General features: G+C 70.8%; 27 protein-coding genes. 10 read left to right on the forward strand and 17 right to left on the reverse strand.

Features of this window, described 5'->3' with window-relative positions; all coding sequences use genetic code 11:
• Positions 1-157: 157 nt before the first annotated feature.
• On the reverse strand, positions 158-583 hold the full coding sequence (locus tag ACZ6ZP_RS40325; protein WP_361471320.1) for a DUF6299 family protein: 426 nt from the start codon (positions 581-583) through the stop codon (positions 158-160).
• 492 nt (positions 584-1,075) lie between these two features.
• Here ACZ6ZP_RS40325 and ACZ6ZP_RS40330 point away from each other — a divergent pair, with 492 nt between their 5' ends.
• Positions 1,076-1,825, forward strand: a complete 750-nt coding sequence (locus ACZ6ZP_RS40330) for a dienelactone hydrolase family protein (RefSeq protein WP_361471322.1) — start codon at positions 1,076-1,078, stop codon at positions 1,823-1,825.
• A gap of 69 nt (positions 1,826-1,894) precedes the next feature.
• Here the strand turns inward: ACZ6ZP_RS40330 and mhpA are convergent, their stop codons facing one another.
• The 6 genes from mhpA to ACZ6ZP_RS40360 all read right to left on the reverse strand — a co-directional run bounded on the left by mhpA (position 1,895) and on the right by ACZ6ZP_RS40360 (position 8,469).
• Positions 1,895-3,565, reverse strand: a complete 1,671-nt coding sequence (mhpA, locus tag ACZ6ZP_RS40335) for a bifunctional 3-(3-hydroxy-phenyl)propionate/3-hydroxycinnamic acid hydroxylase MhpA (RefSeq protein ID WP_469410377.1) — start codon at positions 3,563-3,565, stop codon at positions 1,895-1,897.
• On the reverse strand, positions 3,562-4,704 hold the full coding sequence (locus tag ACZ6ZP_RS40340) for a VOC family protein (protein ID WP_361471326.1): 1,143 nt from the start codon (positions 4,702-4,704) through the stop codon (positions 3,562-3,564). The genes mhpA and ACZ6ZP_RS40340 overlap by 4 nt, the downstream gene beginning before the upstream one ends.
• Positions 4,705-4,734: 30 nt before the next feature.
• Positions 4,735-5,592 carry an AMP-binding protein gene (locus ACZ6ZP_RS40345; RefSeq protein WP_469410378.1) on the reverse strand — a complete coding sequence of 286 codons (858 nt, stop codon included), beginning with the start codon at positions 5,590-5,592 and terminating at the stop codon, positions 4,735-4,737.
• Positions 5,589-6,548: a fumarylacetoacetate hydrolase family protein gene (locus ACZ6ZP_RS40350; protein ID WP_351168095.1), complete on the reverse strand. Its 960-nt coding sequence runs from the start codon at positions 6,546-6,548 to the stop codon at positions 5,589-5,591. The genes ACZ6ZP_RS40345 and ACZ6ZP_RS40350 overlap by 4 nt, the downstream gene beginning before the upstream one ends.
• A gap of 375 nt (positions 6,549-6,923) precedes the next feature.
• A complete protein-coding gene (locus ACZ6ZP_RS40355; RefSeq protein ID WP_366465086.1) occupies positions 6,924-7,556 on the reverse strand; it encodes a TetR/AcrR family transcriptional regulator in 633 nt (210 codons plus the stop codon).
• Positions 7,557-7,758: 202 nt separating this feature from the next.
• A complete protein-coding gene (locus tag ACZ6ZP_RS40360; protein WP_361474387.1) occupies positions 7,759-8,469 on the reverse strand; it encodes a TetR/AcrR family transcriptional regulator C-terminal domain-containing protein in 711 nt (236 codons plus the stop codon).
• Between the two features lie 140 nt (positions 8,470-8,609).
• Between ACZ6ZP_RS40360 and ACZ6ZP_RS40365 the strand changes: the two genes are divergently transcribed.
• From ACZ6ZP_RS40365 to ACZ6ZP_RS40375, 3 genes are all read left to right on the forward strand, one after another.
• Entirely contained in the window at positions 8,610-10,160 is a 1,551-nt protein-coding gene (locus tag ACZ6ZP_RS40365) for an FAD-dependent monooxygenase (protein ID WP_366465087.1), read from the forward strand.
• A 172-nt stretch (positions 10,161-10,332) separates the two neighbouring features.
• Positions 10,333-10,788: a hypothetical protein gene (locus ACZ6ZP_RS40370; protein WP_469410379.1), complete on the forward strand. Its 456-nt coding sequence runs from the start codon at positions 10,333-10,335 to the stop codon at positions 10,786-10,788.
• Positions 10,770-11,201, forward strand: a complete 432-nt coding sequence (locus ACZ6ZP_RS40375) for a hypothetical protein (RefSeq protein WP_469410380.1) — start codon at positions 10,770-10,772, stop codon at positions 11,199-11,201. The genes ACZ6ZP_RS40370 and ACZ6ZP_RS40375 overlap by 19 nt, the downstream gene beginning before the upstream one ends.
• A gap of 31 nt (positions 11,202-11,232) precedes the next feature.
• Here ACZ6ZP_RS40375 and ACZ6ZP_RS40380 read toward each other — a convergent pair whose 3' ends face one another.
• From ACZ6ZP_RS40380 to ACZ6ZP_RS40395, 4 genes are all read right to left on the reverse strand, one after another.
• Positions 11,233-11,721, reverse strand: a complete 489-nt coding sequence (locus ACZ6ZP_RS40380; protein WP_366465089.1) for a hypothetical protein — start codon at positions 11,719-11,721, stop codon at positions 11,233-11,235.
• A 152-nt stretch (positions 11,722-11,873) separates the two neighbouring features.
• The gene (locus tag ACZ6ZP_RS40385) at positions 11,874-12,296 is read right to left on the reverse strand and encodes a YrdB family protein (RefSeq protein WP_469410381.1); all 423 of its coding nucleotides are present in this window, start codon (positions 12,294-12,296) and stop codon (positions 11,874-11,876) included.
• Positions 12,293-12,832, reverse strand: coding sequence for an SRPBCC family protein (locus tag ACZ6ZP_RS40390; protein ID WP_469410382.1), 540 nt, complete (start codon positions 12,830-12,832; stop codon positions 12,293-12,295). The genes ACZ6ZP_RS40385 and ACZ6ZP_RS40390 overlap by 4 nt, the downstream gene beginning before the upstream one ends.
• A gap of 105 nt (positions 12,833-12,937) precedes the next feature.
• The gene (locus ACZ6ZP_RS40395; protein ID WP_366465092.1) at positions 12,938-13,768 is read right to left on the reverse strand and encodes an alpha/beta fold hydrolase; all 831 of its coding nucleotides are present in this window, start codon (positions 13,766-13,768) and stop codon (positions 12,938-12,940) included.
• A gap of 205 nt (positions 13,769-13,973) precedes the next feature.
• On the opposite strand from ACZ6ZP_RS40395, the gene ACZ6ZP_RS40400 reads away from it, so the two are divergent.
• The gene (locus ACZ6ZP_RS40400) at positions 13,974-14,666 is read left to right on the forward strand and encodes an NADPH-dependent F420 reductase (RefSeq protein WP_366465093.1); all 693 of its coding nucleotides are present in this window, start codon (positions 13,974-13,976) and stop codon (positions 14,664-14,666) included.
• Positions 14,667-14,710: 44 nt separating this feature from the next.
• Here the strand turns inward: ACZ6ZP_RS40400 and ACZ6ZP_RS40405 are convergent, their stop codons facing one another.
• Positions 14,711-15,610, reverse strand: coding sequence for an ANTAR domain-containing protein (locus ACZ6ZP_RS40405; protein WP_351168073.1), 900 nt, complete (start codon positions 15,608-15,610; stop codon positions 14,711-14,713).
• Positions 15,611-16,646: 1,036 nt separating this feature from the next.
• On the opposite strand from ACZ6ZP_RS40405, the gene ACZ6ZP_RS40410 reads away from it, so the two are divergent.
• Both ACZ6ZP_RS40410 and ACZ6ZP_RS40415 read left to right on the forward strand, forming a co-directional pair.
• Positions 16,647-17,747 carry a sulfite oxidase gene (locus ACZ6ZP_RS40410; RefSeq protein ID WP_366465094.1) on the forward strand — a complete coding sequence of 367 codons (1,101 nt, stop codon included), beginning with the start codon at positions 16,647-16,649 and terminating at the stop codon, positions 17,745-17,747.
• A 200-nt stretch (positions 17,748-17,947) separates the two neighbouring features.
• Positions 17,948-18,724, forward strand: a complete 777-nt coding sequence (locus tag ACZ6ZP_RS40415; RefSeq protein ID WP_366465095.1) for an alpha/beta fold hydrolase — start codon at positions 17,948-17,950, stop codon at positions 18,722-18,724.
• Between the two features lie 33 nt (positions 18,725-18,757).
• On the opposite strand, the gene ACZ6ZP_RS40420 is transcribed toward ACZ6ZP_RS40415, so the two are convergent.
• Positions 18,758-20,041 (reverse strand): MFS transporter, encoded by a 1,284-nt coding sequence (locus ACZ6ZP_RS40420; protein WP_383822143.1) that lies wholly within the window; start codon positions 20,039-20,041, stop codon positions 18,758-18,760.
• Between the two features lie 488 nt (positions 20,042-20,529).
• Here ACZ6ZP_RS40420 and ACZ6ZP_RS40425 point away from each other — a divergent pair, with 488 nt between their 5' ends.
• The 3 genes from ACZ6ZP_RS40425 (at position 20,530) to ACZ6ZP_RS40435 (ending at position 22,302) form a co-directional block, all read left to right on the forward strand.
• A complete protein-coding gene (locus ACZ6ZP_RS40425) occupies positions 20,530-21,003 on the forward strand; it encodes a lamin tail domain-containing protein (RefSeq protein WP_351168065.1) in 474 nt (157 codons plus the stop codon).
• Positions 21,004-21,341: 338 nt separating this feature from the next.
• On the forward strand, positions 21,342-21,695 hold the full coding sequence (locus tag ACZ6ZP_RS40430) for an ArsR/SmtB family transcription factor (RefSeq protein ID WP_366463236.1): 354 nt from the start codon (positions 21,342-21,344) through the stop codon (positions 21,693-21,695).
• Positions 21,682-22,302 carry an SRPBCC family protein gene (locus tag ACZ6ZP_RS40435; RefSeq protein ID WP_469410383.1) on the forward strand — a complete coding sequence of 207 codons (621 nt, stop codon included), beginning with the start codon at positions 21,682-21,684 and terminating at the stop codon, positions 22,300-22,302. Before ACZ6ZP_RS40430 ends, ACZ6ZP_RS40435 begins: the two co-directional genes overlap by 14 nt.
• 45 nt (positions 22,303-22,347) lie before the next feature.
• Here the strand turns inward: ACZ6ZP_RS40435 and ACZ6ZP_RS40440 are convergent, their stop codons facing one another.
• The 4 genes from ACZ6ZP_RS40440 to ACZ6ZP_RS40455 all read right to left on the reverse strand — a co-directional run bounded on the left by ACZ6ZP_RS40440 (position 22,348) and on the right by ACZ6ZP_RS40455 (position 25,694).
• Positions 22,348-23,253: an alpha/beta fold hydrolase gene (locus ACZ6ZP_RS40440; RefSeq protein ID WP_469410384.1), complete on the reverse strand. Its 906-nt coding sequence runs from the start codon at positions 23,251-23,253 to the stop codon at positions 22,348-22,350.
• Positions 23,250-23,873 carry a TetR/AcrR family transcriptional regulator gene (locus tag ACZ6ZP_RS40445; protein ID WP_469410385.1) on the reverse strand — a complete coding sequence of 208 codons (624 nt, stop codon included), beginning with the start codon at positions 23,871-23,873 and terminating at the stop codon, positions 23,250-23,252. The genes ACZ6ZP_RS40440 and ACZ6ZP_RS40445 overlap by 4 nt, the downstream gene beginning before the upstream one ends.
• Before the next feature lie 110 nt (positions 23,874-23,983).
• Complete coding sequence (locus tag ACZ6ZP_RS40450) at positions 23,984-24,397, reverse strand: DUF4190 domain-containing protein (RefSeq protein ID WP_361471136.1); 414 nt, start codon at positions 24,395-24,397, stop codon at positions 23,984-23,986.
• Positions 24,398-24,584: 187 nt separating this feature from the next.
• The gene (locus ACZ6ZP_RS40455) at positions 24,585-25,694 is read right to left on the reverse strand and encodes a beta propeller repeat protein (protein WP_469410386.1); all 1,110 of its coding nucleotides are present in this window, start codon (positions 25,692-25,694) and stop codon (positions 24,585-24,587) included.
• Between the last annotated feature and the right edge of the window lies 1 nt (position 25,695).

A 25,695-nucleotide genomic window follows, 5' to 3' on the forward strand; every position in this document is an offset into this window, starting at 1 on the left:
AAGACATCTGCGGTGGGGGGTGCGGCTGCAGTGCCCCAAGCTGCCGTCGCACCGTCCGTCGTTGGCCGGCTGTCACCTCTCCCCGTCCCTCAAGACTCCCCGTCCCTCAAGAGCCGCACCCATCTGCTTTGACGCGATTGCCCAAGGTGGCGTGGCGTCACTTCTCGGTGAGGGTGATGTCCTGCTGGTGTGTGGCGTGGAAGCGCGGCAGCGGGAGGCTGCTCTGGGAGGTCAGTTCCATCACGGTGGCCTCGACGTGGGCGGCGCCGGGTTGGAGGACGGAAGGCGTGGGGCGACCTGTGTTGGTCCAGGCGTGCTCCATGCCGTCGCAGACCGCGCGGGTGCCACCGATGCCGTGCCGGACCGTGCGATTGTGCTGGACCAGTGAGGAGGACACGAACACGGGGCCGGTGCTGCCGGTGCACCGGTACGTGCCGGAGAGGGTGACGGTGCCGTCCGGGGCGATCCGCCCGGTGGGGTCGACGGTGACCGATTCGTGCGGATCGGCGATCGCATCGGCAGCCGGTGTGGTGAACAGGAACAGCGAGGCGGCGATGGCCGTGACGGCGGGGCGCGATGACATGGGGCCTTCCTGAAGCAGGAGGAACGGGGGGTTCCATCTATAGCGGGCCTCGTGGGCCGGGCGGGAGTGACACGGCGGAGGGGTCGATCGAACGGCGCCGAGCAACCTTCGTACTGAGCAGGCTTGTTGCAGGGGGTGCTCGCCACTGTTGTCGCTGGCCGGTGGGGCAGGCTTCGGCCCGCTGGTGTGCTCCGCCCGGGCGCGGGCCACAGGCAGGTGCCCCCTGGTCGCCGCTGGTCGCCGCTGGTCGCCGCTGTCGGAGGGGGCCGAGGGCTGTGGGGGGGGGAGTTTACCCTGTGGTCACCGTTCCGCCAGTGCGGTTCGCGCAGAGCTGTCTGCCAGATCGATATCCTCAATGCCGAATGATCCCGGGCGGACAGGTCTGGGTGAAACGAGAGCGAGTTGAGGAGCCGGCAGCAGCCGCATCGATCCCTGGTCGGCCTCAGCTCCGATCGAGGCTGTGCACTGGCATCAGCCCAAGGAAGGAAGATCTTGCCCACCAAGTCGCTGCAGATACCCACCACGGACGGCCAGGCCGACGCTTTCGCCGCCTTCCCCGACCAGGGCGATCGGCACCCGGGGGTGCTGCTGTACCCGGACGCCTTCGGTGTGCGGCCCGAGCTGGAGGAGAAGGCCCGTGAACTGGCCGGGCACGGGTACTACGTACTCGTCCCCAACTTCTACTACCGGCACGCCCCGGCGCCGGTGATCGAACTTCCCGAGCACATCGGCGAAGAGGCCCGGCCCGCGATCTTCGCCCAACTCATGCCGCTGGTCGAGGCGCACACCACCGAACGCGTCCTGCGGGACGCCGACGCCTACCTCCAATTCCTCACCGCCCAGCCCGAGGTCAGCGCGGGGCCGGTCGGCGTGATCGGCTACTGCCTGGGCGCCGCACTGGCGATGCGCACCGCAGCGGCCCACTCCGACCAAGTGGCCGCCGTCGCCGGGTTCCACCCCGGCTTCCTGGTCACCGAGGCACCCGACAGCCCGCACCGCCTGGTCTCCGAGCTCACCGCCCAGGTCCACCTCGGGCTCGCCGAAGGCGATCTGACGCCCGAGGCCATCAGCGAGCTCACCAAAGCCTTCGATGCCGCGGGTGTCGTCCACAGCATCGAGACTTACCCCGGCACCGTCCACGGCTTCACCATGTCCGACACCGACGCCTTCGACGCCTCCGCACTGCAGCACCACTGGGACCGCCTGCTCGCCCTCCTCGGCCGCACCCTGGCCACCAGCTGAGGACCGGCTCGGAAGCCGAACCTCGCGCGCACGCCGAGCGAGGCACGCGGATGTCGGCGAACTGGCTCGCTACCGCAGGCCGGACCATGTAGCGGGAGGGGCCAGCACCCGGGCCCAGGAGAGGGCGGAGTCCGCGAGGGTGTCCCGGGATCCGCGGGCGGCGGCCAGGACGACGCGGTCGGGGCGCAGGAGGGCACTGCCGCCGTGCAGCCAGGCGCGGAGGGTGCCCGTGGTGTCGGTCACCGGGTCTCCCGTCCCGGAGCCGTCGCCGCCGGGGGCCAGGACGCTGATGAGGCGAGCGGGCAGCGCCTGGGCCAGGCGCTGTTCGGCGGCGGTGGCGGGTTGGCTGGTGAGCAGGGCGAACCCGCTGCCGAGGAGATCGTCGAGGCGCGCGGGCCGCCCGTCCGGGCCAAGGACGGGCGGCTGCGGGCACTGGTGGCCGGGGCGCGCACCCCGGCCGGGCAGGCGAGTGCGGCGGGCGAGCGGACCGCCGTGCAGAGGCGGGCTCACCGTGCTCAGGGCGGCCCGGGACAGCAGGCCGGTGTGCCGGCCGACGGCGATGGCCGCGCGGCGGGTGGCGTTGGCCGCGGGGTGGGCGCTGGTCATGGCGTGGCCGATGCGCACGGCGGTGCGTACGAGGTGGGTGGCGTGGGGGCGGCGCTCGCTCTCGTAGGTGTCGAGCAGTTCCTCGGAGCTCTGTCCGTGAAGGACGCGGGCGAGCTTCCACGCCAGATTGTGGGCATCACGCAGTCCCGCACCGAGGCCCTGTCCGATGAAGGGGGGAGTGAGGTGGGCGGCGTCGCCGAGGAGGAAGACACGGTCCTGCCGCCAGTGGTCGGCGACCTGGGCGCGGAAGGTGTAGCGGGCCATCCGGACGACGTCGAGCTGCTGGTCGGGAACGTCGCCGGTCCAGGGTGCGAGCAGGCGCAGGACGCGGGAGCGGCCGTTCACGGCTGCCGCGGCCTCGTCGTCGTCGAGGCGGAACTCCCAGCGGTAGCGGTCGTCGGCGATGCGCATGTAGGTGGCGGGTCGTGCGGGGTCGCACACCTGGTGGACGCCGTCCCAGGCGGGGAGAGGAACGGGGCAGCGCACATCGACCACCAGCCAGTCCTGGGGCCGGCCGAGGACCTGGTGGCGTGAGCCGATCGCCTGGCGGGTGAGACTCGCGGCACCGTCACACCCCAAGACCGCCGATGCGCTGAGCGTGCGTTCGGTGCCGCTGTGGAGGTCTTTGACCCGTAGGCGGGCGGGTGTGTGGGTGCCGGGGTGCGGGAGGGTGAGGCCGAGGACTTCGGTGGAGCCGTGGAGGTGTGCCCGGGGCTCCTGGGCGAGCCGGTTGCGCAGGATGGCCTCCAGTTCGGGCTGGTCGAACATGTTGGCCTGGGGGAAGCCGTGGGTGCCCAGCGCTTCCTCGCGCGGGAACCGGGCCAGGAGTCGGTGGCGGGAGTCGACGAGCTGCATGCCCAGGGTGGGTCGGGAGCGGGCGGCGAATTCGTCCGCCACGTGCACGGCTTGCAGGATCCGCATGACTTCGTCGTCCATGTGGACGGCGCGGGGCAGCGGGTAGGGGGCGGGGTGGCGTTCGAAAACCTCGCAGGGCACGTCGTTCTGCGCCAGGAGCAGGGCGGCGGTCAGCCCTACGGGGCCGGCTCCGATGACGGCCACCGGCCGGCGATCTGGAGCGACGTCCTGGTGCGCGGCGGAGGGGGCGGCCGATTTCCGCTCGGCAGCTGGGCTCATGAGGACATGGCCTTCATGAGGCCGGCCAGGCGGGCCGAGTCGATTTCGTTGTCCTCGCGCAGCGCGGACAGGGTGGCACGCAAGAGCGCGGGGGAGGGGGTGCCGAGGAAGTCGCGGGTGGCGGGTGGCCCCCACTGGGCGAGCCCGGAGGCGGACATCGCGGCCCAGCCGGGGCTGAGAGTGTGGTCGAAGAGGTCGCCGTCGGTGAAGTGCTCGACCAGGAAGCGGTCGGGGTCGCGCCAGTAGTCGAAGATCTGGCTGCCCTGGATGTGGCGGCCGATGCCCCAGGAGCGGCGGTAGCCGCGCTGGGCCAAGTAGGTGCCGCCTGCGGCGAGTGCGTCGAGGTCGGCGACCTGGTAGGCGGAGTGGACATAGCCGGGGTCGGGGCCCAGGTGCATGGCCAAGGTGTGGTGATCGGCCGGTTCGCTGCCGCGGTCGCAGCGGATGAAGGCCATGGTGGGGCCGCGGTCGCGCTGGCCGTCGAGGTAGAGGAAGTCGCTGACGAGCAGGCCCAGGTGGTGGAGGTACCAGTTCAGCGTGCGGGTGAAGAAGCGGGTGGCCAGCACGAGGTGGCCGAGGCGCTCCACCTGTGCCGGTGTGACCGGCGGGCGCTGGGGGGTGTTGATGCGTGCGGCGCGCCCTCCGGTGTTCAGGGCGAGAGGGGCCTGTGGGGGCAGGGTGCGGTGTTCGGTGACGCCATGGACGATGCGGACGGGAACGCCGGAGGGGTCCAGGAGGTCCAGGGTGTGGCCGCCGCCGAATTCGTCGAGCGTGTTCACGTGGTGGCCGGTGGCGGCCGCGAGCCGGTCGAGATCGCCGCGTTCGGCGGCGAGGAAGGCCGGGCCCAGGAAGCGTGAGGACGGTCCTTTGCGGATGACCAGACAGTGCGGGCCCGGCATCGTTCCGCGCAGGAAGAGGGCCTCGGGGGTACGGGCGGCGACGGTGAACCCGAAGTCGCGGGCGAAGGTTTCCGCCCGTTCCAGGTCGGGCTTGACGAACTCCAGCCAGGCCAGGTCCCGTACCTTGATCACGGGCTGGGCGGCGCGTCCGGGGTGCTCGTCGGGCTGGGCACCGTACTCACTGTGCAGGCCTTGGTGGGGGTCCGGTGTGGCGGGGGCTGGGGTGTCGGGCGACGTCATGGGTGGCTCCAAGAGGGGCGTTCAGACCGTTCAGACCTGGGTGAAAGCCCAGTCGAAGGTGTAGCGGCCGAGGGCCGCGGTGAGGCGTGCAGTGTCCTGGGCCTCTGCGGGGCGGGGGACGGTGACCCGCAGGCCGGCTCCGTCGATGTGACAGGCGACCGCGTCGGCGTGCGAGGGCAGACCGACGGCGGCGAGTTCGTCGAGCACCGCCTGCTTGAGGGCGTTCATCCGCAGGGGGACCTTGGTCGGTTTGCCCACTGCCGTGACCGGCAGGCTGTCGACGACGATCACGTCCTTGGGCACGGCCGCCTTCTCGTGGAGGAGGGAGCGGGCGTGTGCGATCAGGGCCGGGGAGCGGGTCTGGGGCTCGGGGGCGCCGGGGGCCAGGGAGACGTAGACGATGGGGACCTCTCCGGCGTGGGGGTCGGGACGGCCCACCGCGCTCGCACCGGTGCCGGCGGCGACGATGACGCGGGCTTGGGCGAGTTGCAGCAGCCGAATGATCTGTGCGGCGGGCAGGTGGGGGTTGACCGGCGCCGCGATTCCGGCGCTCTGCGCGGCCAGCAGCGCGGAGGGCAGCAGTGCGGTGTTGGGCGAGAACAGGCCGACAGCCGTGCTGCGTCCCACGCCGTGGAAGCGGAAGAGGCGGCCGCAACGGCGTACTTCGGACAGCAGGTCCGCGTAGGTGCGGCTCTGCCCCTGTGCGTAGTCCTCGGCCCGGGGCAGGAAGGTCATGGCAGGCCGGTCGGGCCACAACTCAGCGGCTCGCTCCAGCACGGCGAGGGTGGCGGCGGGCAGATTCCGGGCGGCCAGCGGCACCCTCACGATCTCCGTGAGGGCTGCGGGCGAGGAGTAGTCGGGCCACGGGAGGACCGGGCGCACGGTCATGTCCGCTCCTGGACGGGGGCGGCGCGGACCGGGGTGCGCTGGGTGCCGAGATCGAGAGATCCGTCGGGCGTACTGATGGAAGCCGTGACCACGTCGCCGGGTTTGAGGTAGGCGGGGTTCTTCGCCTGCCGGGCGAAGAAGGCCTGCCACTTCTTGGCCGGCGGCAGCAGGGAACCGATCAGCTCCAGCGCCTTGCCGGGCGAGCGCAGCGCGGTCCCGCCCGGTGTGCCGGTGAGCAGCACGTCGCCGGCCGCCATGGTCTGGAAGCGGGCGAGAGCGGTGAGCGCACGGTCCGGCTTGGTGATCATTTCCGCGGTGGTGCTGTTCTGGCGGGTCTCCCCGTTGACCGTGCAGACCAGGCGCAGCCGCTCCAGGGACGCGAGGTCCTGCTCATCCACGAGCAGGAGGCGCGGGCCGAGCGGGGTGAAGGTCGGGTAGGACTTGCTCTCGTAGAACTGCGTCTTGGGCAGTTGCACATCGCGGGCGCTGACGTCGTTGGCCACGACCAGGCCTGCGACGTACTGGCCGAGTGATCCCGGGGTGACGTCGGCGCCCAGCGGCAGGGTGTCGCCGAAGACGAGGCCGAGTTCCACCTCGTAGTCGAGCAGCCCGACGTGCCGGGGGCGGACGATCTCGGCAGCCGGGCCCACCACCGACCCGGATGCCTTGCGGAAGAACGCCGTGGGTACCTGGTCGGGGTCGAAGCCCGAATCCATGGCGTGGGAACGGTAGTTGACCATTTGGGCCACCACCCGGCACGGCGTCGTCACCGGCGACAGCAGCTCACGCGCGCCGAGTTCCTCCCAGCCGTCGGCGGCCTGGTGGGCCTCCTCGACCGCTGTGCGGTCGGCGAGCAACTCGGCGGTGGTGACGGCCTCCGTGACGATCGGCCGGATGCGGTCGTCGGCGCGCTGGACCCACCAGCCCGCGCTGGTGCGGACAACGGCTGTGCTCATGGGGATCTCCTGCTCAGAGGTGACCGGATGCGTACTGCCTGGCGTGCACGGGAGAGGCGCGTGCGCGTGGAAACGGGGCGGAGCCTTCGGTGGCAACGGTCGGTGGCAACGGAAGGCCACGCCACAAACTGATGAAATCATCATCCTTGATGGTCTGATCTGTCAATCGTGTGTTTCTCGCAGGTGGCGGGCGAGCCGCGCCGGTCCCGGGCCCGCTCCGGGGTGGGTGATGCCGTCGCCGCTCCGTCAAGGGGGCGGGTGCGGGGTGAAGGTCAGACGAGTGCCGGCGGTCAAAAGCCGGGAAGCGGAGAGCGGGTGGAGGCGGCCTCCACCCGCTCTCCGGCGGTCACGCTGCGGCTACTGGGTTCGCGGGGCTCAGCCCAGTGAGGGAAGCGGCTTCGTCGCCAGTTCGTGGGCCTCCTCGGCGGGCAGGCCCAGCATGCGCAGCACCATCTCGGCCGCCTGCTCCCCGGCCGCAGCGGTGACGTCACTGGTGGCCCCCAACTGGACCAGCCCAAGTACCGCCCCGCCGATCGCGCTGAGGGCGACATGGGCGTCGGCGATGGCGAACCGACCGGACGCCTTGCCCACCTCCAGGTCGCGCAGGGCCCGCGGGCCCAGGCCCGTCCCGCTGTGTACGTGCTGCAACCCACGGAAACGCAGGATCCCGGTGATCTCCGGATGGCTGGACGCCAGGAGCATGGTGAGGCGGACGCTGGTCGCGAAGGTCTCCGCCGGGTCGTCGATGGCGGCGGTCGCGACGTCCAGCAGCTGCCCGTACTCCTCCAAGGCGTCGGCGACGGCCGCGTCGAACAGGGCGTCCTTGGTGTCGAAGTGGTTGTAGAACGTACCGAAACCGACGTCGGCCCGCTCGGCGATCACCTGGATGCTGACGTCCGTCGAGCCCTGCTCGGACAGGATGCGGCGCGCCGCACCGACGAGTGCCTGCCGGGTCTTGGCCCGGCGGCGCTCGAAACGGTTGGCTGGCTGGGCGGTCGAGGGCTGCATGGGGCGATTCTAGTCGATGACAGAACTGATGAAACCATCAAGAATCATCACCTCAGGGGCCGGGAGGGTCTCCCTCTCTGCGGGAAAGGCGAGGTCGGAGCGGGCGGGAGACGGGGCCCGGCCTGCGGTCGAGCCGGTCGCCTGGCTGGAGCCGTCGCTCGACTCTGACGCGTGGGTTGCGCGTACCGACCCCTCAGCTACCTCAGCGACCGCCACCCAGTCGGGCCGCGAGCCCGTCGAGTACGCAGTCCAGGCCGAACGCGAAATCGACGTCGGGGTCGAGTTCCTCGGCTTCCAGGACGCGGCGGGCGAGCATCGGGTGTTCGCCCGCCGCGAGCACCTCGCTGATGTAGGGGCCGACGCTGCGCTGCCACTCCTCCTCGCTGAGCCCGGTGCGCTGCTCCGCGCGTCGCAGGGCCTGCTGGGCGGCGACCGATCCCAGCACGTAGGCGTGCACGGCGCTGAGTGCCTGCGAGGCCAGGGTGATGTCGGGCGTGAGCGCGACGGCGGCGCGCAGCGCGGACTCGGAGCGCCGCAACGAGTTGGGGCCGAGCGCGGGCCTCCCCGCCAGTTCACCTGCCAGCCAAGGATGCCGCAGCAGCGTCGCGCGCAACGCGTGCGCGACCGCCCCCAGATCGGCACGCCAGTCCTCAGTGGTCTCGGGGAGTGGATCCTCGCCCTGTGCGGCGTCGACCATCAGGTCCACCAACTCGTCGCGGTTGGTGATGTAGCGGTACAGCGAGGCGGTCCCCGAGCCGAGATCGCCCGCGACCCGCCGCATCGACACCGCCGCCAAACCCTCCGCGTCCGCGACGGCCAGGGCAGCGGCCACGTACTGATCCACCCCCGGCGCGCGTCGACGCGGCTCGGGGCGCGGCCGGGTCCACACCGACGAGGGAGCGGGTTCGGTCATCGGGGCGGTTCCTTTCCTCGTTGACCCGCATCCTACCTTCTGGCTACGGTGTATCCATGACGAATACGGCGTACCCAGAAGTGCCCGTTCCTGCGCCTGTGCCGGTGCCTGCGCCGGTCCCCGCGCCTGTTCCTGCTCCTGTGCTCGTGGTCGGAGGCGGCAGCGTCGGCCTGCTCACCGCGGCGCTGCTCACCCACCACGGCGTCCCCGCGGTGCTCGTCGAACGCCGGTCCGGACCGTCGGTGCACCCACGTGCCACCGGCATCGGACCGCGCACCGTCGAGGTCCTGCGCGAACTCGGGCTCGACACCGCCGTCGACGCCGCCGCGGTCGATCTCCGGGGCGCCGCGGGCAAGGCGGTGGCGCGGACCGTCGTCGAGATGGGCGCGGGCGACGTCATGACCGTGCCCATGCCGGCCCCGCCCGCCGACGAACTGGATGTGACGCCGTTCAGACTGCGCGGCGTCTGCGCCCAGGACCGGCTCGACGCCGTCGTGGCGGCGGACCTGGCACGCCGCGGAGCGGACCTGCGCTGGTCGACCCGCCTGACCGGCATCGCGCAGGACGCCGACGGGGTCGACGCCGAACTGGAGGGGCCCGACGGCCGCTACTCGCTGCGGTGTACGCGCGTCGTCGCCGCCGACGGCACGCACAGCACCGTGCGGACCGCACTCGGCGTGGGCACTTCCGGTCCGGGCGACCTGGGCAAGTCGATGATCAACATCCTGTTTCGCGCCGACCTCCGACCGCACCTGCGAGGCATGTCCTTCGCCACCTGCACCATCACCGCGCCCCAGGCAACGGGCCTGTTGGCCACCGTGGACGGCGAGACCAACTGGGTCTTTCACGTCCCCTGTGACGTCGACGCCGGTGAACGACCCGAGGACTTCACGCACGAACGCTGCGCCGCCGTCGTCCGGTTGGCGGTCGGCGACCCCCACCTCGACGTCGAGGTGCGCAGCGTGCTCTCGTGGCGCCCCCGCAGCGCAGCGGCCGAAAGCTTCGCCGTCGGCCGCGTGTTCCTCGTGGGCGACGCCGCGCACACCGTCTCGCCCCTGGGCGCGTTCGGCCTCAACACCGGGGTCGCCGACGCGCACAACCTGGCGTGGAAGCTGGCCGCCGTGCACCGCGGCGAGGCCGGTGCCGGGCTGCTCGACACCTACGCGCAGGAACGGGAACCGGTCGCTGCGGCGACACTGGACCAGGCGATGCGCAGGTTTGCCGACCCGGCGCTGCACTGGGGACGCGGACCCGAGGCCGATGCCGCCAGGGCGGCGGCGGGGGTGTGGGCGGCGCCGGTCGTGCACCTCGGCCAGAGGTACGACTCGGCCGCCGTCGTCGAGCCGCGGCCGGACCTCCCGTCCACCGTAGACCTGGTGCTCGACGGGTCGCCGGGTTCACGAGTGCCCCACGCGTGGATCGACGGGGTTTCCACGCTTGATCTGGTGGCGTCCCGGTGGACCCTGCTGGCGGGCGTCGCCGGCGACCGTTGGCTGACCGCCGCGGCGGACCTCGAACTCCCCGCGCATCGTGTCGCGGTCCCGTGGCTCCCCGACGAAGGGGCGCTGCTCGTCCGTCCGGACGGGATCGTCGCGATGCGCGTCACGGTGTCGGCGACGGATTCGGTGCGGTTCCTCACCGAGGTCCTGGACCAGGTGTTGGCCAGGCCGGTCCAGGTGCCGAGCGCCTGAACGTAGGTGCCTCGACGGGTGAGTCGTACGGGGTGGCAACGGGGTGAGCCGAGGGCGGCGCGGCGGCGCGGTGTCCGCCCCTGGCACACTGACCGCAGCGAAAGCAGGGCGAACGCATGGGTGAGCGGGATGTTGACGCGCGGGTCGAGGAGCTGACCCGGGGCTGCGGCGGATGGCCGCAGGGCTGTTGGAGGCGGCGGCCGAGCATCCGGATGCCGTACGGGCGCGGGAGCTGTCGGCGGCGGCCCGGTTGCTGACGAACGACGTGCTGACGTGCCTGGACGGAGAAGTCGTCACCGTTTCCCCGACGCGCCGGAGCGAGCCCGAGGTGCAGGACGCCGATCCGTCGGTGCGGAGCGCGGTCGCCGAGTCGGGGGCGGCGCTCGAAGAGTTGGTGGAGCTGTATCTGCCGGGCTACGACCGGCGCCCGGACGACGATCCGGTGATGATCGAACCGCGCCTGCGCCATGAGCGCTGGACGCATCTGCACCGGGTCAAGTTCGGACGCGGAGAGCCCTTCGAGGGCGCGCCGCTGTGGAACGACACCGTGCCAAGCCGGGGGAAGGCGGTGGTGCGCGGCTCACCTCCAAGAAGGAGGTGCTGCGCCGCATGCACCACAGTTACGTGACGCGGCGGGACCTGGACGGCCCGGAGGGCGAGCTGGCGCTTCGGATACTCCAGGGGTGCACAGCGATCCGGCGTTGCCGCGCGATCAGCGACGGCGACTTCGTCGATGGGTCGGAGCTGGAGGAAAAGCTGAAGGACCTCCAGTGGCGGGCCCTGGTGATCGCCGCGAGCCGGAGCGAGGACGCCCGTGCCCAAATCCTCGTCCGGCTGGTGCAGTTGGAGGTGTTGGCTGCCGCGGTCCTGAAGCTGGACGTGGTGTACCGGCAGCGCAGTAGCGACCCCTCCCAGGGCGCCCGGATCGCTGGAGCCGCGCACGGAGTGAAGGCGTTGCTCCAGCACTGGCCGCCGAAGGCCGAGGAAGCAGTTACCCGAGCATCTGCGCTGCCTGGATCATCCCGCACCGACCGGCTGTAGCCTCGGCCCTTGTCGAGCGGGCTGCCTCTTCTCACCGAGGCACCGCGGGACTCCCAGCTGCCCGTCGCCGGCCGGGCCACATGTCGTCGTACGCGGCGTCCATGAACTGCGCCTGCGGCCCTCGCAGCGCGGCCACGTCGGTCACCTCGCCCCGGGCCGTCTCCGCAAGGCGGAACGCATAACGATAAGTAGCGCCCCGCAGGGGCTCGTTTCTGGCAGCCAGGTCGATCTCCGCCTGTGCGAGCCAGAGTTCATCGACAAGCTGCGCGAGCTCGTCACCGGCCGGCGCGCCGCCACCGTCCGAGCGCGTGAGCGCCGCCTTCTCCACCCGCGAGGCCACGCTCAGGAACTTCAGAACCGCGTCCTTTAGTTCGGCGCGGTGCGCGGCTGACTCCTGCACCTCGAGCTGCCGGGTGCTCGCCCGAGACACGAGGTACTGGCCGATCAGCGACCCACCCGCGCCGAGCGCCACACCTGCGAGAGACAACAGCGCCGGCCCCAAGGTTCCCCAAGATCCCATGACTGGAGTCTCTCAACAGCAGTTCGCCCCTGTGTCGGCGGCCCGGGAAGCCTGCGGGTCGCTCAACAGCTGCGGGAGAGGCCTCCATGCCCAGCCTCCTCACATGCCGTCGGCTGAAGACCGGTCGCCGCGGCAGAACCGCATCCTCAGCTTCAGTCGGAGGCACCGGGAGACATCGGAGCGAGCTCCGGCGGCGGGCCCACCGCGGTGTACTCCACCGCGACACTCAGAAGCGCGAGGCCCCCAAAGACCAAACCCAGCGTGCCGTGCCCGGAGTCGAACAGGGCCAGCGCGGCCACGGTGAAGACCGTCAGCTTGACGGTGATCTCCGGCCCGACCGGCAGCGGGAACCTCGGCCCGCCCGCGGCGAGGAACAGCCCCCACACCACCCCCGCCAGAGTCGCACTCCCGACGCCGATGACGACGCCGGTGAAGGTACCCGTACCGATGCCCAGGCCCCAGAAGAACAGTGCCGCCAGGACCCCGCCCTCCAGAGCGAGAGCCAACGCGGCGTTGGCGATGGTGACGGGCGTCCACTTGCGGGCCGATACCGGCCCCGGCTTGGCGATTCTCACGCTTCGGCCGCCTTCTTGAGTCCCGTGAGCCACTTCTCCAGGACCGTGTGCAGTTTCGCGTCGGAGAAGAACAGGACGAGGAACGGGCCGCCCATCGACTCTTCCGTGCGGACCAAGGTCGTGCCGTCATCGGCCGCTTCCAGCACATGCCGGTGGACGGCCTTTGCGCCCGCCGCGAGTCCGGTCCACACGATCTCGCGGCCGGGATCGACCACCGCGAAGCGGGACTTGATCCGGTTCCTGCCGCTCACCCATGTGAACCGGGCATCCACCTCGGCCCCGCCCGAACCGCCCTCGACGGTGACACCGTGGATGGCGGGGTCGATGCTTCCCCAGTTGGCGGGCTCGCTCAGCAGGCTCCACACCCGCGCGACAGGGGCCTGGATGCGGACCTCGTACGACCCGGAGATCGGCGCCCCCTCGTCCAGTCGCCCCTTCTTCGCGTACTCCTCGTGCAGGATTTCCAGTGACGGGCCTCGATAGAGCAACCGGTGCAGCATGTCCAGCCCTTCCAGGTTCCAGGGAACACCGCGCATCCGGCACTCCGCCGCGCGAGGCAAAACCATAAGGCCAGTTGGCCCACATCATGCGGTCCGAGACGGACTTGATCCCGCAGCACCGGGCGCCGGGGCCGGAGTCCCCTACTCCGCCGGCTGGGTGATGAACTCCAGGAGGTCGGCGCCGAGTTGGCCCATGTGGGTCAGGTGCAGGCCGTGCGGGCCGTCGTCGTACACCTTGAGCACGCTGCCGGGAATCAGCTTCGCCGTGCCCCGTCCGCACAGCTCGACGGGGTTGAAGGAGTCGGCGCCGCCGTGGATGACCAAGGTGGGGACGGTGACGTGGGCCAGCTCCTCACGGAAGTCCGTCTCGGACATGGTGCGGCTCAGGGCCAGCATGGCCCGCACGGAGACCGCGCGGGTGTCCCACACCGACCAGTCCACCAGCGACTGCGAGAGCGCGACTCCGGGCGTGCCCTCGCCGAAGAACGGTCCCGCGATCGCATCGACCCAGCCGGGCAGATCCCGGCCGATCTGGGTGCGCATGTCGTCGAAGACGCTGCCGGGCACGCCCTCCGGATATTCCTCGCTCTGTCGCAGCAGCGGAGTCAGGGTCGAGACCAGGACGACCTTGGCCACCCTCTCCGAACCGTGCCGGGTCAGATAGCGGGCGATCTCGCCGGTGCCGGTGGAGTGGCCGACCAGGGTGACCTCCGTCAGGTTCAAGTGGTCCATCAGGGCTGCCAGGTCGTCCGAGAGTGTGTCGAAGTCGTAGCCGTCCCAGGGCTGTTCGGAGCGGCCGTGCCCGCGCCGGTCGTACGCGATGCAGCGCAGGCCCTGGTCTGCCAGGTGCGTCATCTGGTAGTTCCACATCTCACTGCTGAGCGACCAGCTGTGAGTGAACACCACGGGCACTCCCGACCCCCAGTCCTTGAAGTACAGGCGAGTGCCGTCCTCGGTGGTGAAGTTCCCCATGGTGGCCGCTCCTTCGAGCTGTGTGCGGGGCGGGCCGTGATCGGCTGCCCCTGTGACGAGCACGTTGCCACCCTCCCGTGCCGCGTGGCCATTACCTGGCAGGTAGGGACGAGGAAGGCGTCAGTTGCCACGTACCAAATGGTGCCCATTGGGACCTCTAGCGTCGGTGTGAACGATCGAAGCAGGAACGAAGAGGGAGCACGGGATGAGAATCGGCGTACTGGGCACGGGGAACATGGCCGACGCGCTCGCCACCCACTGGGCACGGGCCGGGCACGAGGTGACCATCGGGGGGCGGGACGCGCGAAAGGCCGAGCGGCTTGCCGCGCGCATCGGAGGCGGCACGGAGTCTGGCTCTCTGCGCTCGGCGGCCGAGGCCGGGCAGGACGTGGTGCTGGCCGCGCTTCCCTTCGGGGTGGGCGCGGAGGTCGTACGGGACCTGCACGCGGCCCTGGACGGCAAGGTGCTGATCGACTGCTCGAATCCGGTCGGGGCAGGCTTCCGGCTGCTTACGGAAGGCGGCCGCTCGGCCGCGCGGCAACTGGCCGCGGCGGCACCGGGAGCTCACGTGGTCAAGGCCTTCAACCTCTGCCACGAGGACGTATGGCGCATGCGGCCGCCCGTCTTCGACGGAAGGCCCCTGGCCGTGCCGGTCTGCGGGGACGACGAAGGAGCCCTCGTGCGCGTACGCGAGCTGGTCCGCGATGTGGGCTGCGAACCCGTCGCCGGTGGCGGTCTCGAACGCGCAGGGCTCCTGGAAGCGACCGCTGCGCTGTTCATCGCGCTGTGGGTCGGCGAAGGAGCGGACGCGCAAGCGATCGCCCCTCCGCTGGCGTACGCCGCCGGGCCTGGCCCCCAGGAATCGGACGGCGGTAGTCCACGAACGCGCGGGGCGTGATCCGCGACGTACCCGGCTCCGTGGCGGCGACGTGCTCCCGGCCGCTACTGGCGGGAGGCGAGAGCCAGTTGGTGGAGGTCTTCCAGCGCGTCGAGGAGGACGGTGTGCTGATGCCACTTGATCCAGATGCCCAGGGTGCGACCGATGGTGTGCAGGTCCTGCAGCTGCGCCTGGGTGAAGCCGATCAGGGGGCGGGCGTGGTGGGAGGAGATGACCCCGTGCACGGTGTCCTGGTCGTCCATGAGCGGGACGCTGTGGCAGGCCCGGCTGCCGGCCGTGAGGATCACACGGCGCGCCTCCTCGTCGAAGCCGGCCGACGAGGCCACCTCCTTGACGGTGACCTGGTGGCTGGCGGCCGCGGCGCGAGCACAGGAGGTGTTCCCCTCGACGAACGCGAAGTAGTCGGTGAACTGCCGGGGCAGACCGGCGTGCTTCGCCATGCGCAGGACGCCGTCCTCGACCAGCTGTACGTTGCCCATGTCCGTACCGGTGATGGTCAGGACGCGATGCAGCCCGGCGCCGAGTACCTCGCCCTGGTTGGTCGCGTTGAGCGTGCCGCCCTCGAGCGCGCTCAGGTCGGGTATCGGATGCTGGGACCGCCTGCTGAACCACGTCTTGGCACCCGGCGCGGGCCCGGGTGTCCGGGACACAGCGGCGGCCAGCTGGTGCAGCTTGATGTTGGCCCGCTGGGAGGCCTGGCGCAGTAGCGTGAATGCCGCCTCCGCGTTCGCCAGACGGTAGCGTTCGACCAGAACGCCCTCGGCGAGAGCGATCCGGGGGCGCGCTCGCGTTTGGACCTCCAGCTCGGACACCTGCTCGCGCAGCTGCTCGGTGGTGGCTCTCAGCTGCTCCGTCTCCGCCCTGAGGGAGGGGAGCTGCTGAGCGGAGGGCTGATCGTCAGGTGGGGGCGGCGCAGACGGAATGTTCGTCACGTTGTCTCCCATGGCGGCACCCTGCTCCGGCTTCCTCGTCGATCGGTGAGCAGCGGCCGCGACGCCGACGTCGGCCAGGCCCAGCTCTGTCCGCTGGAGTGGCCCGCTGCCCACACATCATGGTGACCTTAACCCGATGTGTTGGCGATGTAACGACCGCCCCGAACCTCAGGTGCCGGCAGAGGCGGGTGGGGCGGTGCGGCGAACGACGATTCCGCGCCACCGGGTCCCGTCCGCTCCGTCAAGGCCTCGGGAGTGCAGGGCTCCGGCGCAGGCCCAACTGACTGCCGACTGGGGCATGTTGTCGCCCAACCGGAACGGAGACTTGAGCCTTGCTCCCGGCTGGTGGTCGGTGTGACGCGGGGTGGCGCCAGCAGCGGGATGGAGACGATGAGGGGGCTGCGAGGGGAGGGGCTGGGGAGGGGGCTCGGGGAGGGCCGGGAACGACTGGAGCAAGATCCCGCTCGCGCAGCTGAGGCCCGGCCCCGGCCCGCGCTGCATGCCACCGCGGCCGCTCTCCACGCGGGGACGATCCAAGCCGCGTGACCGGCGGACGCTACCGATCATCCCGGCTTTCCTTCTACTCTCGGACGGGGTGAAGTTGGGCTTGCGCCCCCACCCCAGGCTCCCAGCCCTTGAGCCGTGACGGACCGCCGAGGCCAGCTGGAGCCGCATCACCGACAATGCGGCTCCAGCCTCCGCCCTCCGAGCGCGCCGACGAGGCAACTCCCGCAGCCTCGCGCCGCTGGGAGGGCACCTCGCGCGAGGAACCGATCGAGGGGGAGCCCGGCCCCTCGCGCCCCGGCTGTCACCACACCCGCGCGGCGGCAGCCGGACGCTTCCAGCCTCCCACTCAGGGCGCGGCGTGTCCGCACGCCGGCACATTCCTCGTCGCCGCCCGTGTCACGTCAGCGCCACGAACACCTCGCGGCTTCATTGCCTCAGCTGCTTCAGCCGCGAGGCCGCCCGCCGTGACGGACATGACTGACACAGGGGCGAGGGGCGTCACGCCCGCGCGGGGGTGAGCCGCGCGAGGGACCATGGAGGTATGGAGCAGACATCCCTCGGTGATGTCAGCACACCGCCACGCGTCGCTGCCGCCGACGAGGCCATCAGCGAGGAAGAGCTGGCGCTCGCGGCACGCAATCACGGCCTGCCGCTGGAGGCCCTGCGCTACGACGTCACGCCGCTCGGCCTCCACTATGTGCTGGTCCACTACGACATCCCCGCGGCCGACGCGGACACCTGGCGGCTCTCCGTCGGCGGACGGGTTCGCACCCCCGTGGAACTGGGGCTCGCCGACCTGCAGGCGCTTCCGGCCGTCACCCACCGGGTCACGATGGAGTGCGCGGGAAACGGGCGTGCCCGGCTGAGCCCGCGCCCCGTCAGTCAGCCCTGGCTGGTGGAGGCGGTGGGCACCGCCGACTGGACGGGCGTACCGCTGCGGACGGTGCTCGCCGAGGCGGGGGTCGAGGACAGCGCGATCGAGGCCGTGTTCACGGGCGCGGACCACGGGGTCGAGCGCGGCGTCGAGCAGGACTACCGGCGCAGCTTGCCGCTCCCCGTGGGTGGGGACGTACTGCTCGCGTACGCGATGAACGGCGGCCCGTTGCCGCCCCAGCACGGCTACCCGCTGCGCCTTGTGGTCCCCGGCTGGTACGGCATGGCGCACGTCAAATGGCTCCGTGACGTCGAACTGGTCGACGCTCCGTTCACCGGCTTCCAGCAGACCGTGGCGTACCGCATCCGGCAGTCCCCCGACGAGCCCGGCGAGCCCGTCACCCGGATCGCCCCGCGCGCCCTGCTGATCCCGCCCGGCTTCCCGGACTTCATGTCACGGGTGCGGATCGTGTGCCCCGGACCCGTGGAGCTGGAGGGGCGCGCCTGGTCGGGGTACGGGCCGGTCGCCCGGGTCGAGGTCAGCGCCGACGACGGCCGCAGCTGGACCGACGCGGAAGTCGCTCCCCGCGGCCCGCACCGCTGGGGATGGCAGGCCTGGCACACCACCTGGACCGCGGCTGCGGGCCGCCACATCCTCACCGTCCGAGCCTCCGATGCCGACGGCCACACCCAGCCCCTCGAACAGTCCTGGAACCGAGGAGGCTTCGGAAACAACCTCGTGCAGCGCGTCCCGGTCCTGTGCTGTTGAGCGGCGAAACGGACCGTCTCCAGTTTCGATGGGGCAGCGCTCCTGATCCGGGTGCTTCGACCCGACGGCAGGCCCAACCGCAGGTGCAGCCGCAAGCAGTACACGCAGCCCGCCGTCAAAAGGCGACCGGCCGGCCGGCCATCGGCCGCGAACGAACGAGCCTGGGGGAGGGCAAGTAGGCGCTGTATAGGATCTCTTGGATGACGCTCTCTCATGACGTGGCCGGCGATGGCCCTGCCCTGGTGCTCCTGCATTCCGGGGTGTGCGACCGGCGGATGTGGGACGCTCAGTGGCCGGCCTTGATCGACGCCGGTTACCGGCTGGTGCGCTGTGATTTTCGGGGCTTCGGCGGGACTCCCGCGCCGGACCGGCCGCACAGTGATGCCGAGGATGTGCTGGCCCTGCTGAACGGGCTTGGCATCGCGCAGGCGGCACTGGTGGGGTCCTCGTACGGTGGACAGGTCGCGCTGGAGATCGCCGCGCGGTGGCCGGACAGGGTGAACGCGCTTGCGTTGATCTGCTCCGCCCTTCCCGGACATGAGCCTTCTGACGAGCTGAACGCACTCGGCGAGCGCGAGGACGCACTGCTCGAAGCGGACGATGTCGCCGGCGCGACGGAACTGATGGTCGAAACGTGGCTGGGCCCGGACGCCGACGAGACCGCCCGCGATGCGGTACGCCAGATGCAGCGGCGCGCCTTCGAGCTCCAGATGGCTGCCGCTGAGGAGTTCGAGCCCATCGAGGCCGCAATGGATCTGGCGGCAATTCAGGCGCCCTGCCTTGCCGTGTCGGGCGCCCATGACCTGGCCGACTTCCGGCAGATCGCTGCCCGGCTGCCGGATCTGCTCGCGAACGCCGATCACGTCGAACTGCCCTGGGCAGGTCATCTGCCCAGTCTGGAGCGTCCCTCGGCCGTCACCGACCTGCTGACCGGCTTCCTGAAGGACACTGTTCCTCCTGCTCGGCCGGTCTGCTGACCCTGGCCGACTCTGCCATCGTGCCTGCCGCGGTCATGCGCGCGCCTGGTCCGACTCCGCGCTGGGTTCCGCAGCCGCGGTTTCCTGCCGAGGCCTGGTTCGCGTGCCCCAGCGTTCAAGTGCGGGGCCGGCGGCGCCCACAGCGGCGAAGAACACGCCGAGGAGCAGCCAGCCGGCCGTGCCGAGGCCGAGTACGACGGTGGTGAGGATGGCGGGGGCGAGCGCCTGGCCCGCGCTGAAGCCGAGCCCTAGGAGCCCTTGGTACTGGCCTTGGGCATGGTCGGGGGCCAGGCCGAAGCCGAGGGCGAAGCCGGCCGAGGACTCCCAGATCTCCCCGAGGCTGTGGACGAAGATCGCTGCGACCACGAGGCCCGCGGCCGCCCACACGGGAGTGTGCGCGCTCAGGGCCATCATCGGGCAGCTGAGGAGGAAGAGAAGTCCTGCCGTGCGGAACGCCTTGCCGCCGTCGACAGGGGTTTCGATGCGGGATCCGATCCTGCTCTGCAGCAGGACGCAGACTCCGGCATTGATCGTGGATACCGCCGCCACGGTCCAGCGCGGTGCGTCCGTGTGCTCTGAGATCCAGATCGGCAGCAGCAGGGACACCGCCGGGTATTGCAGCCCCATCGCACCGAAGAGGGCGGTGAAGGTCACGAACGGGCGGTCGGTGAGAGCGATCCAGCGGCGCTCCTGCCGCGAAGGCGGCTCCACGGCCCGGTAGTTGGGGAGCAGGAACAGCAGGAGGGCGCACAGGGCGAAGCTGGCCGCGTTGCCGAGGATCAGCACGAAGTAGGCGGTACGGGTATTGGCTGTCACCGCGAATCCGGCGCCCACGGTCCCCAGGACGACGCCCAGATTGACGTAGGTGCGGAGCTTGGCCCTGAACGCCGCGGGGCGGTCGGTGCCGACCCGGACCACGAGGGCTCCCCAGGCCGCGCCGCCTGCGGCCGCGGCAAGCTGGTCCACGGTGGCGATGACGGTGAGGGCGGCCCAGCTGTCGACCAGCACGAGAGCGGACATCGCCACGGCTTGAACCGCCAGCGCGAGCATCATGATCGTGCGCGGCCCGCGTCGATCGGCCAAGTGCCCGCCGGGTATCCCTGCGAGGAGGCCGATCAAGCCGGCGATCGTGAGGGCGGCGCCCACCTGTACTGCCGGGAGATCCACGACCAACGTGAAGTAGAGCGCCGCCGCCGTGTTGAAGAGCCCGTTGCCGACGCGGTTCACGAAGCTGGCCAGGATCAGTACACGCTCTGACCTGTTGGTGCCCGCTATGCGCGCTATTCGGCTTCGGTCAGACGATCTCCCCTTGATCATGGGCGCAGGCTAACAGCGGTCGCACACACCGTCAGTGGGGCGTGGCTGCCGACCGGCCACGACGGGCGCGCCTGACGCAGGGCCATCGGAAAAGCTCCGAGCAGAACCGGGCTTCCCGGCTGGGAAATCGCATGTCAGAGCAGGTGTGATGCTCGCGTGCGATTCCCGGGGGCGGAGGGCTGTTACCGGACGCCGGCCCGGGGGACGGGCGCGGGTGAGGGGGAGGGGCCGGGGGCGGCAACCGCTTGTTGTCAGATGGGCACAGGGCTGTTGGCATATGCAGCAACTTCTGAAAATGCTCCTATTCCAGTACGTGCCGGATACAGGCGAGGGTTGCGGAAATGTCCGCATCCCGTAACGCCCTTCTGTCCGCCCCCGCACGGCGCCGCGGCGGTCCACAGTGTGGTCTCTCGGCAACACGCCGGGAAACCCGCATCGTTCAGTGTCCTGCGTTCTGGGGTTCTGGGCATGTTCCTGAGGGGGCACTCATGTCCGCTGCACGTGACATCCGCCGCATCGCCGCCGCGCTCCTGGCGTCCGGCGTCGTCCTGGGGGCCGGCGCCCTGCCGGCCGCCGCTGCCGACGGAGACGGGGGACGGCACCGGTCGTCCGTCGTCATCGGCAAGGTGCAGTACAACAGTCCCGGCCACGACGACGGCTCCAACCGCAGCCGCAACGCCGAGTGGGTGGAAGTGAAGAACCTCTCCCGCCACGCCGTGAACCTGCGGGGCTACACCCTGACCGACAAGCAGGGCAACCGCTACCGCTTCGATCGCCTGCGCCTTGACGGCCGCTCCAGCGTCAAGGTCCACACGGGTTACGGGCGCGACATGCGCCACCACGTGTACCAGGACCGCCGCGACTACATGTGGGACAACAACCGCGACACCGCCACGCTCCGCGACGCGCGCGGCCACGTCCTGGACCGCGAGTCCTGGGGCCGCGGACACCACCACCGCTGACCTCACCGCCGCAGCCCCGCGCCCGTACCGGCGCGGGGCTGCGGCCCGTTGGACATGCCACGGCGTGCCGCAGCCCACCGGCTGCGGCACGCCGTTCCTGTCTGCTCGACCGACGTGACGTACGCGCCGGGCGGGCCCTCCCTGGTGAAGGGCGACGAGTCGATCGTGCGCAACACCATCGCACAGCTGACGGCCGCGAAGCTGCCGCAAGAGGACCCGGCAAGGCCATCGCGCGTCGGCCGGCCCGGGTGTGACCGGTGCCGCTCGCACACCGCCCCTGCCGCCGTCCAGAGGCGTCCCACTGGCCTTACTTAACCACTGGGTTATATAACTTGCTCGTGATACCCATTGAGGCGCTTGCCGACCCGGTGCGCCGCCGTGTCCTGGAGCTGCTCGCCGCCGGAGAACAGCCCGCAGGGCGCATATCCGCACGCGTGACGCAGGAGTTCGGCATCAGCCAGCCGGCGGCCTCCCGCCACCTGCGTGTGCTGCGGGCCGCCGGCCTCGTGCACTGTCGCGCCGAGGGCGCGCGACGGCTGTACGCGGTCGATCCGACAGGGCTCCGCGAGATCGACGCATGGCTGCGGCAGTTCCGCGGACTCTGGTCACAGGCGCTGTCCGCGCTCGAAACGGAAGTGGCACGCGGCAAGCACGTCGCGGACAACCCGAAGGAACAACATGAACTTCGCTGACCAGATCAACAACGTGATCCGCGCCGTGCACTCGAGCGGCAGCGACCACGGCGTCCAGCTGGAGAGGGTCTTCGCGACCAGCGCGGCGGACCTGTGGGAAGCCATCACCAGCCCCGAACGGCTGGCGCGCTGGTTCGAACCGGTCAAGGGCCGGCTGGAGCAGGGCGGCCGCTACGAGCTGACGGACAGCGGCACCGCCGGCACGATCCAGCGCTGCGATGAACCGCACGCCTTGCGTGTCACCTGGGAGATGGGCGATGACAAGAGCACTCTCGAGGTCACTCTGACGCCCGAGGAAACCGGCACTCGCCTGACGCTCCGCCACGTCGTCCCCGACAACGACCACTGGGGCACCTACGGCCCCAGCGCTGTCGGCATCGGCTGGGACAGCGCGTTCCTGGCGCTGTCCCAGCACCTCGACCAGGACTCAGCGGCTGTCCACGACGAGATCGCCGCGTTCAACGCATCGGACGACGGCCGGGTGTTCATCGACCAGGCGGCGGAGTCCTGGCGTATGGCGCATGTCGCATCAGGGGCCGACACCGATCGAGCGCACCAGCAGGCCGTGAACACCGCGGCCTTCTACAAGGGCGACGACGCATCATGAAGTGACGCCGAAGGCGCCCCGCGTGCGCCCGATTCCGGCTGCGGCTCAGGATCGCTCGATCCCTTCCATCCCATCCATCTCTTCCATCCCCTCGATTCCTTCCAGGAACGGGACGATCGCATCGATGAAGTGGTCGTTGCGATCGCCGGCCACCATGTGCCCGGCGTCGGCCACGTCGACGCGCCGCGCCTTGGGAACCCGGTCACAGAACTGCTCGGCGATGTCTTCGCGCACCACATCGCTGATGCCGCCGCGGACGAGCAGGATCGGCACATCGGCGTGACGCGCGGCGTCCAGGAGGCGCTCCGCCATGCCGGGCGGGTCCATCCGGCCCTCGAAGCTGTCCAGCATCCGCGGGTCCCAGTGCCAGACCCAGTGGTCGCCGCTGCGGCGCAGGTTGTTCCGTATCCCTGCAAGGGCGTCCGGGCGGGGGCGATGCGGCAGGTAGGCGGCCACCGCCGCGGCAGCTTCCCCGACGCTGGTGAAACCGTCCGGCCGGCCGCGCATGAACGTGACGATCCGGCGAACACCGCGCGGATCCGGTCGATGGGCGACATCGACAAGTACCAGAGCACGAATCGCCGCCCGGGGTGCTTCCCCGGCCGCGAGCAGTGAACTCAGGCCGCCGAGCGAGGCGCCGACGAGCACCGGTTCGTTGCCTAGTTCGGCGACGAGCGCCCGGACGTCCTGGGCGAACAGATCGAGGTCGTAGTCACCGTCGGCGGACCATCCGCTGGTGCCGTGCCCGCGCAGGTCCGGTGCGATGACCCGCCACCCCAGCCTGGCCAGTCGAGGGCCGGTCCGGCCCCAGGCATGTCGCGTCTGGCCGCCGCCGTGCAACAGGACGAGCGGGGGAGCGGACGCCTCACCCCACACATCCGCCGTGAGCGGGATCCCGTCATGACCGACGAAGTCTCGGCGCTGCGGCAGCGCGCCTGCGCGGGCCGTCATGCCGCGCCTCGGGTTCGCAGCGGCGCCAGCAGCTGATCGCGGCAAGGATCCGCGGCCGCCGCGGCGAGTGCGACGTCCAGCGCGAACAGGGCGCGCGCGAGGAAGCGGGCGTCATCGATCAGAGCGGCGACCCACTGGTGCAGCGCGCCCACGCACGAGGTGCCGACCATGCCGGCCAGCCCGTCGGTGTCGATGTCGGCGCGCAGCAGGCCCTGCGTTCGCGCGTCGGCCATCGCCCGGCGGAGTTGGGTGAGCGGACTGCGGTCCAGCACGAGGCCGCTCTGCTCCCACTCCCGCACCATGCGACGTGACACGACCGGATCGTCCACGAACAACTGGACGGTCACCCTGACAACTTCCCGCGGGCCACTGGCTTCCAGCGCCGCCAGGCGGCGCTCGAGTTCGTCCATGAACCCGCCGGCGAGGGCCTCCCAGATCTTGTCGCGCGGTCCGATCAGGTTGTACACGGTGGCCGGGGCGACCTCCGCCCGCTCGGCGATCCGCTCGGTGCTGATCACCGATTCCGGGTCTTCGCGCAGGAGTGCGCGCGTCGCGTCGAGGATCCGGCCCCGCCGCTCGGCCTTGTGCTGCTCACGCAGCCCTCCGTTGCCCGTCTGCATACGCGCACACCCCATCGCCAGAACTTAGAGAGCTCTCTAAATTTAGAGCTGTCTCTGGAGGTGTCAAGCGTTGGGGCGCCGCCACGTCGTCTCGGCCACCTGCTGAGGCCTCAGTTGTTGATGTCCTTGTCGAAGTCCCGCGCGCACGCGTCGCGTTCACTCTGCGTCTTGGCCTGCTTGACGCAGTCGTCGAAGTTGTCGAACTCGTCGGAGTTGAGGATCGACGCGCCGATCGCGATGATCACGCCGGATGCGATGAGCCCCAGCGCACCGAGTATCGCGCCGATGATCGACATCATGCCGTGCGGCGCCCGGCCCCCGCGTGCCTTGCGCGCGCCGATGATGCCGAGAATCACTGCCAGCAGCCCCAACAGGGCTCCGCCGATGACGGTCCAGAAGAGAAGGATCGCTGCGATGCCGAGAACGAGCGCGGCGATCGCCAGCCCGTTGCTGCGCTGTCCCCCCGTGCCCGGGTGGGTCTGCGCGTAGCCGTTCGACGTCTGGGCCTGGTTGGAGAAGGACATGTCATCACTCTCATCTCTGCTTCCATGCCTGCGAGTTGACGTACGGGGCCGAGTGCCCCGATGCCGGCGACGAATGCCTTCTTGGTGACAACCGCAGCGCCCGGCCACCGAGCGCCGGGCTCTGTGCGCCGCTGTCGTCGCGCACTCCTTCGAGCCCACCTCGCCCGGTGAAACCCCGTCCGTCTTGTCAGCCGAAGCGCAGGATGCGCGGAGCGAAGGTGCCCTGAGGGCCGTCGGCCCGGCCGACCGACCACACCGTTGCCGTGCCCGGCACCGGGGCAAGGCGCAGCACCCAGGATTCGCCCTCCCCGGCCACCGTCGGTTCGCTGTACTCGGTGAACGACTGGCCGTTCCAGGCGAGGAAATCCGGCCCGGGGACAAGCGGCGGGTAGCTGCCCGGCGGGCCCCACTTCTGCGAGCGGGCCACCGCGACCCAGCCCAGCGCACCGGACGTAGTGGGCGTCAGCGAGCTGATCGAGCCGAAGTTGGTGGGCACGCTCACTCGATTCCACTGGTGTCCGTCGAAGCGGACCAGCAGGGGCGGAATCGGCCGGCCGGGCGGGCCGCCGACGAACCCCTCCGTGCCACCCGCCCACACCTCCGTCGGCGAGACGGCCAGCACGCTGCTCACGGCCGACCGCGGGAACCCCTGCACGATCGTCTGCTGCCACGCCTGCCCGTCCCAGTGCGACACGGCCGCACCCGAGGTGGTGTCGCCCGCGGCCCAGACATCGTCCGCCGCCAGAATGTGCAGCCCGTACACCCATCCCGGCGGCACCGGCACGTCCCGCCAGCCGCGTCCGTCCCAGCGCAGCAGCACCTGCGCACCGTCCCGCGAACCGATCAGCCAGGTCTCACCGCTGCCGGCGACGGCTTTGGTGAGCACGACACCGCGCGGCGGCCGGCTCTCGCGCCAGGCGTCGCCGTCGCGGCGCAGCAGGCGGGCGCCGCCCGCCGAGTCGCGGCCCACCGCCCAGATCGCGGTCGGGGAGGTCGCGGCGATGGACAGCAGCTCTCCCTGCCACTCGGCCCCGGGCAGACTCTGGCGCTGCCACGCGGTTCCGTTCCACCGCAGCATCAGCGGAAAGCCCGGCGCCTCGCGACCGACGGCATCGGTGCCCACCGCCCACGCCCGGTCGGGCCCGAACGCCACGGCTTCGTTGAGCCCGGCCTGGGGGCGTACCTGAGCCGGAACCGGAACGTGCTGCCAGGACGGGGATTCCGCCGCGGCCGAGGCCATGACGGCCAGGAAAGCCATCGCGAAAGCCAGGGCCGCGACGAGAAGTCTGCGTGCCATG

The organism is Streptomyces sp. NPDC054047, assembly GCF_055585065.1.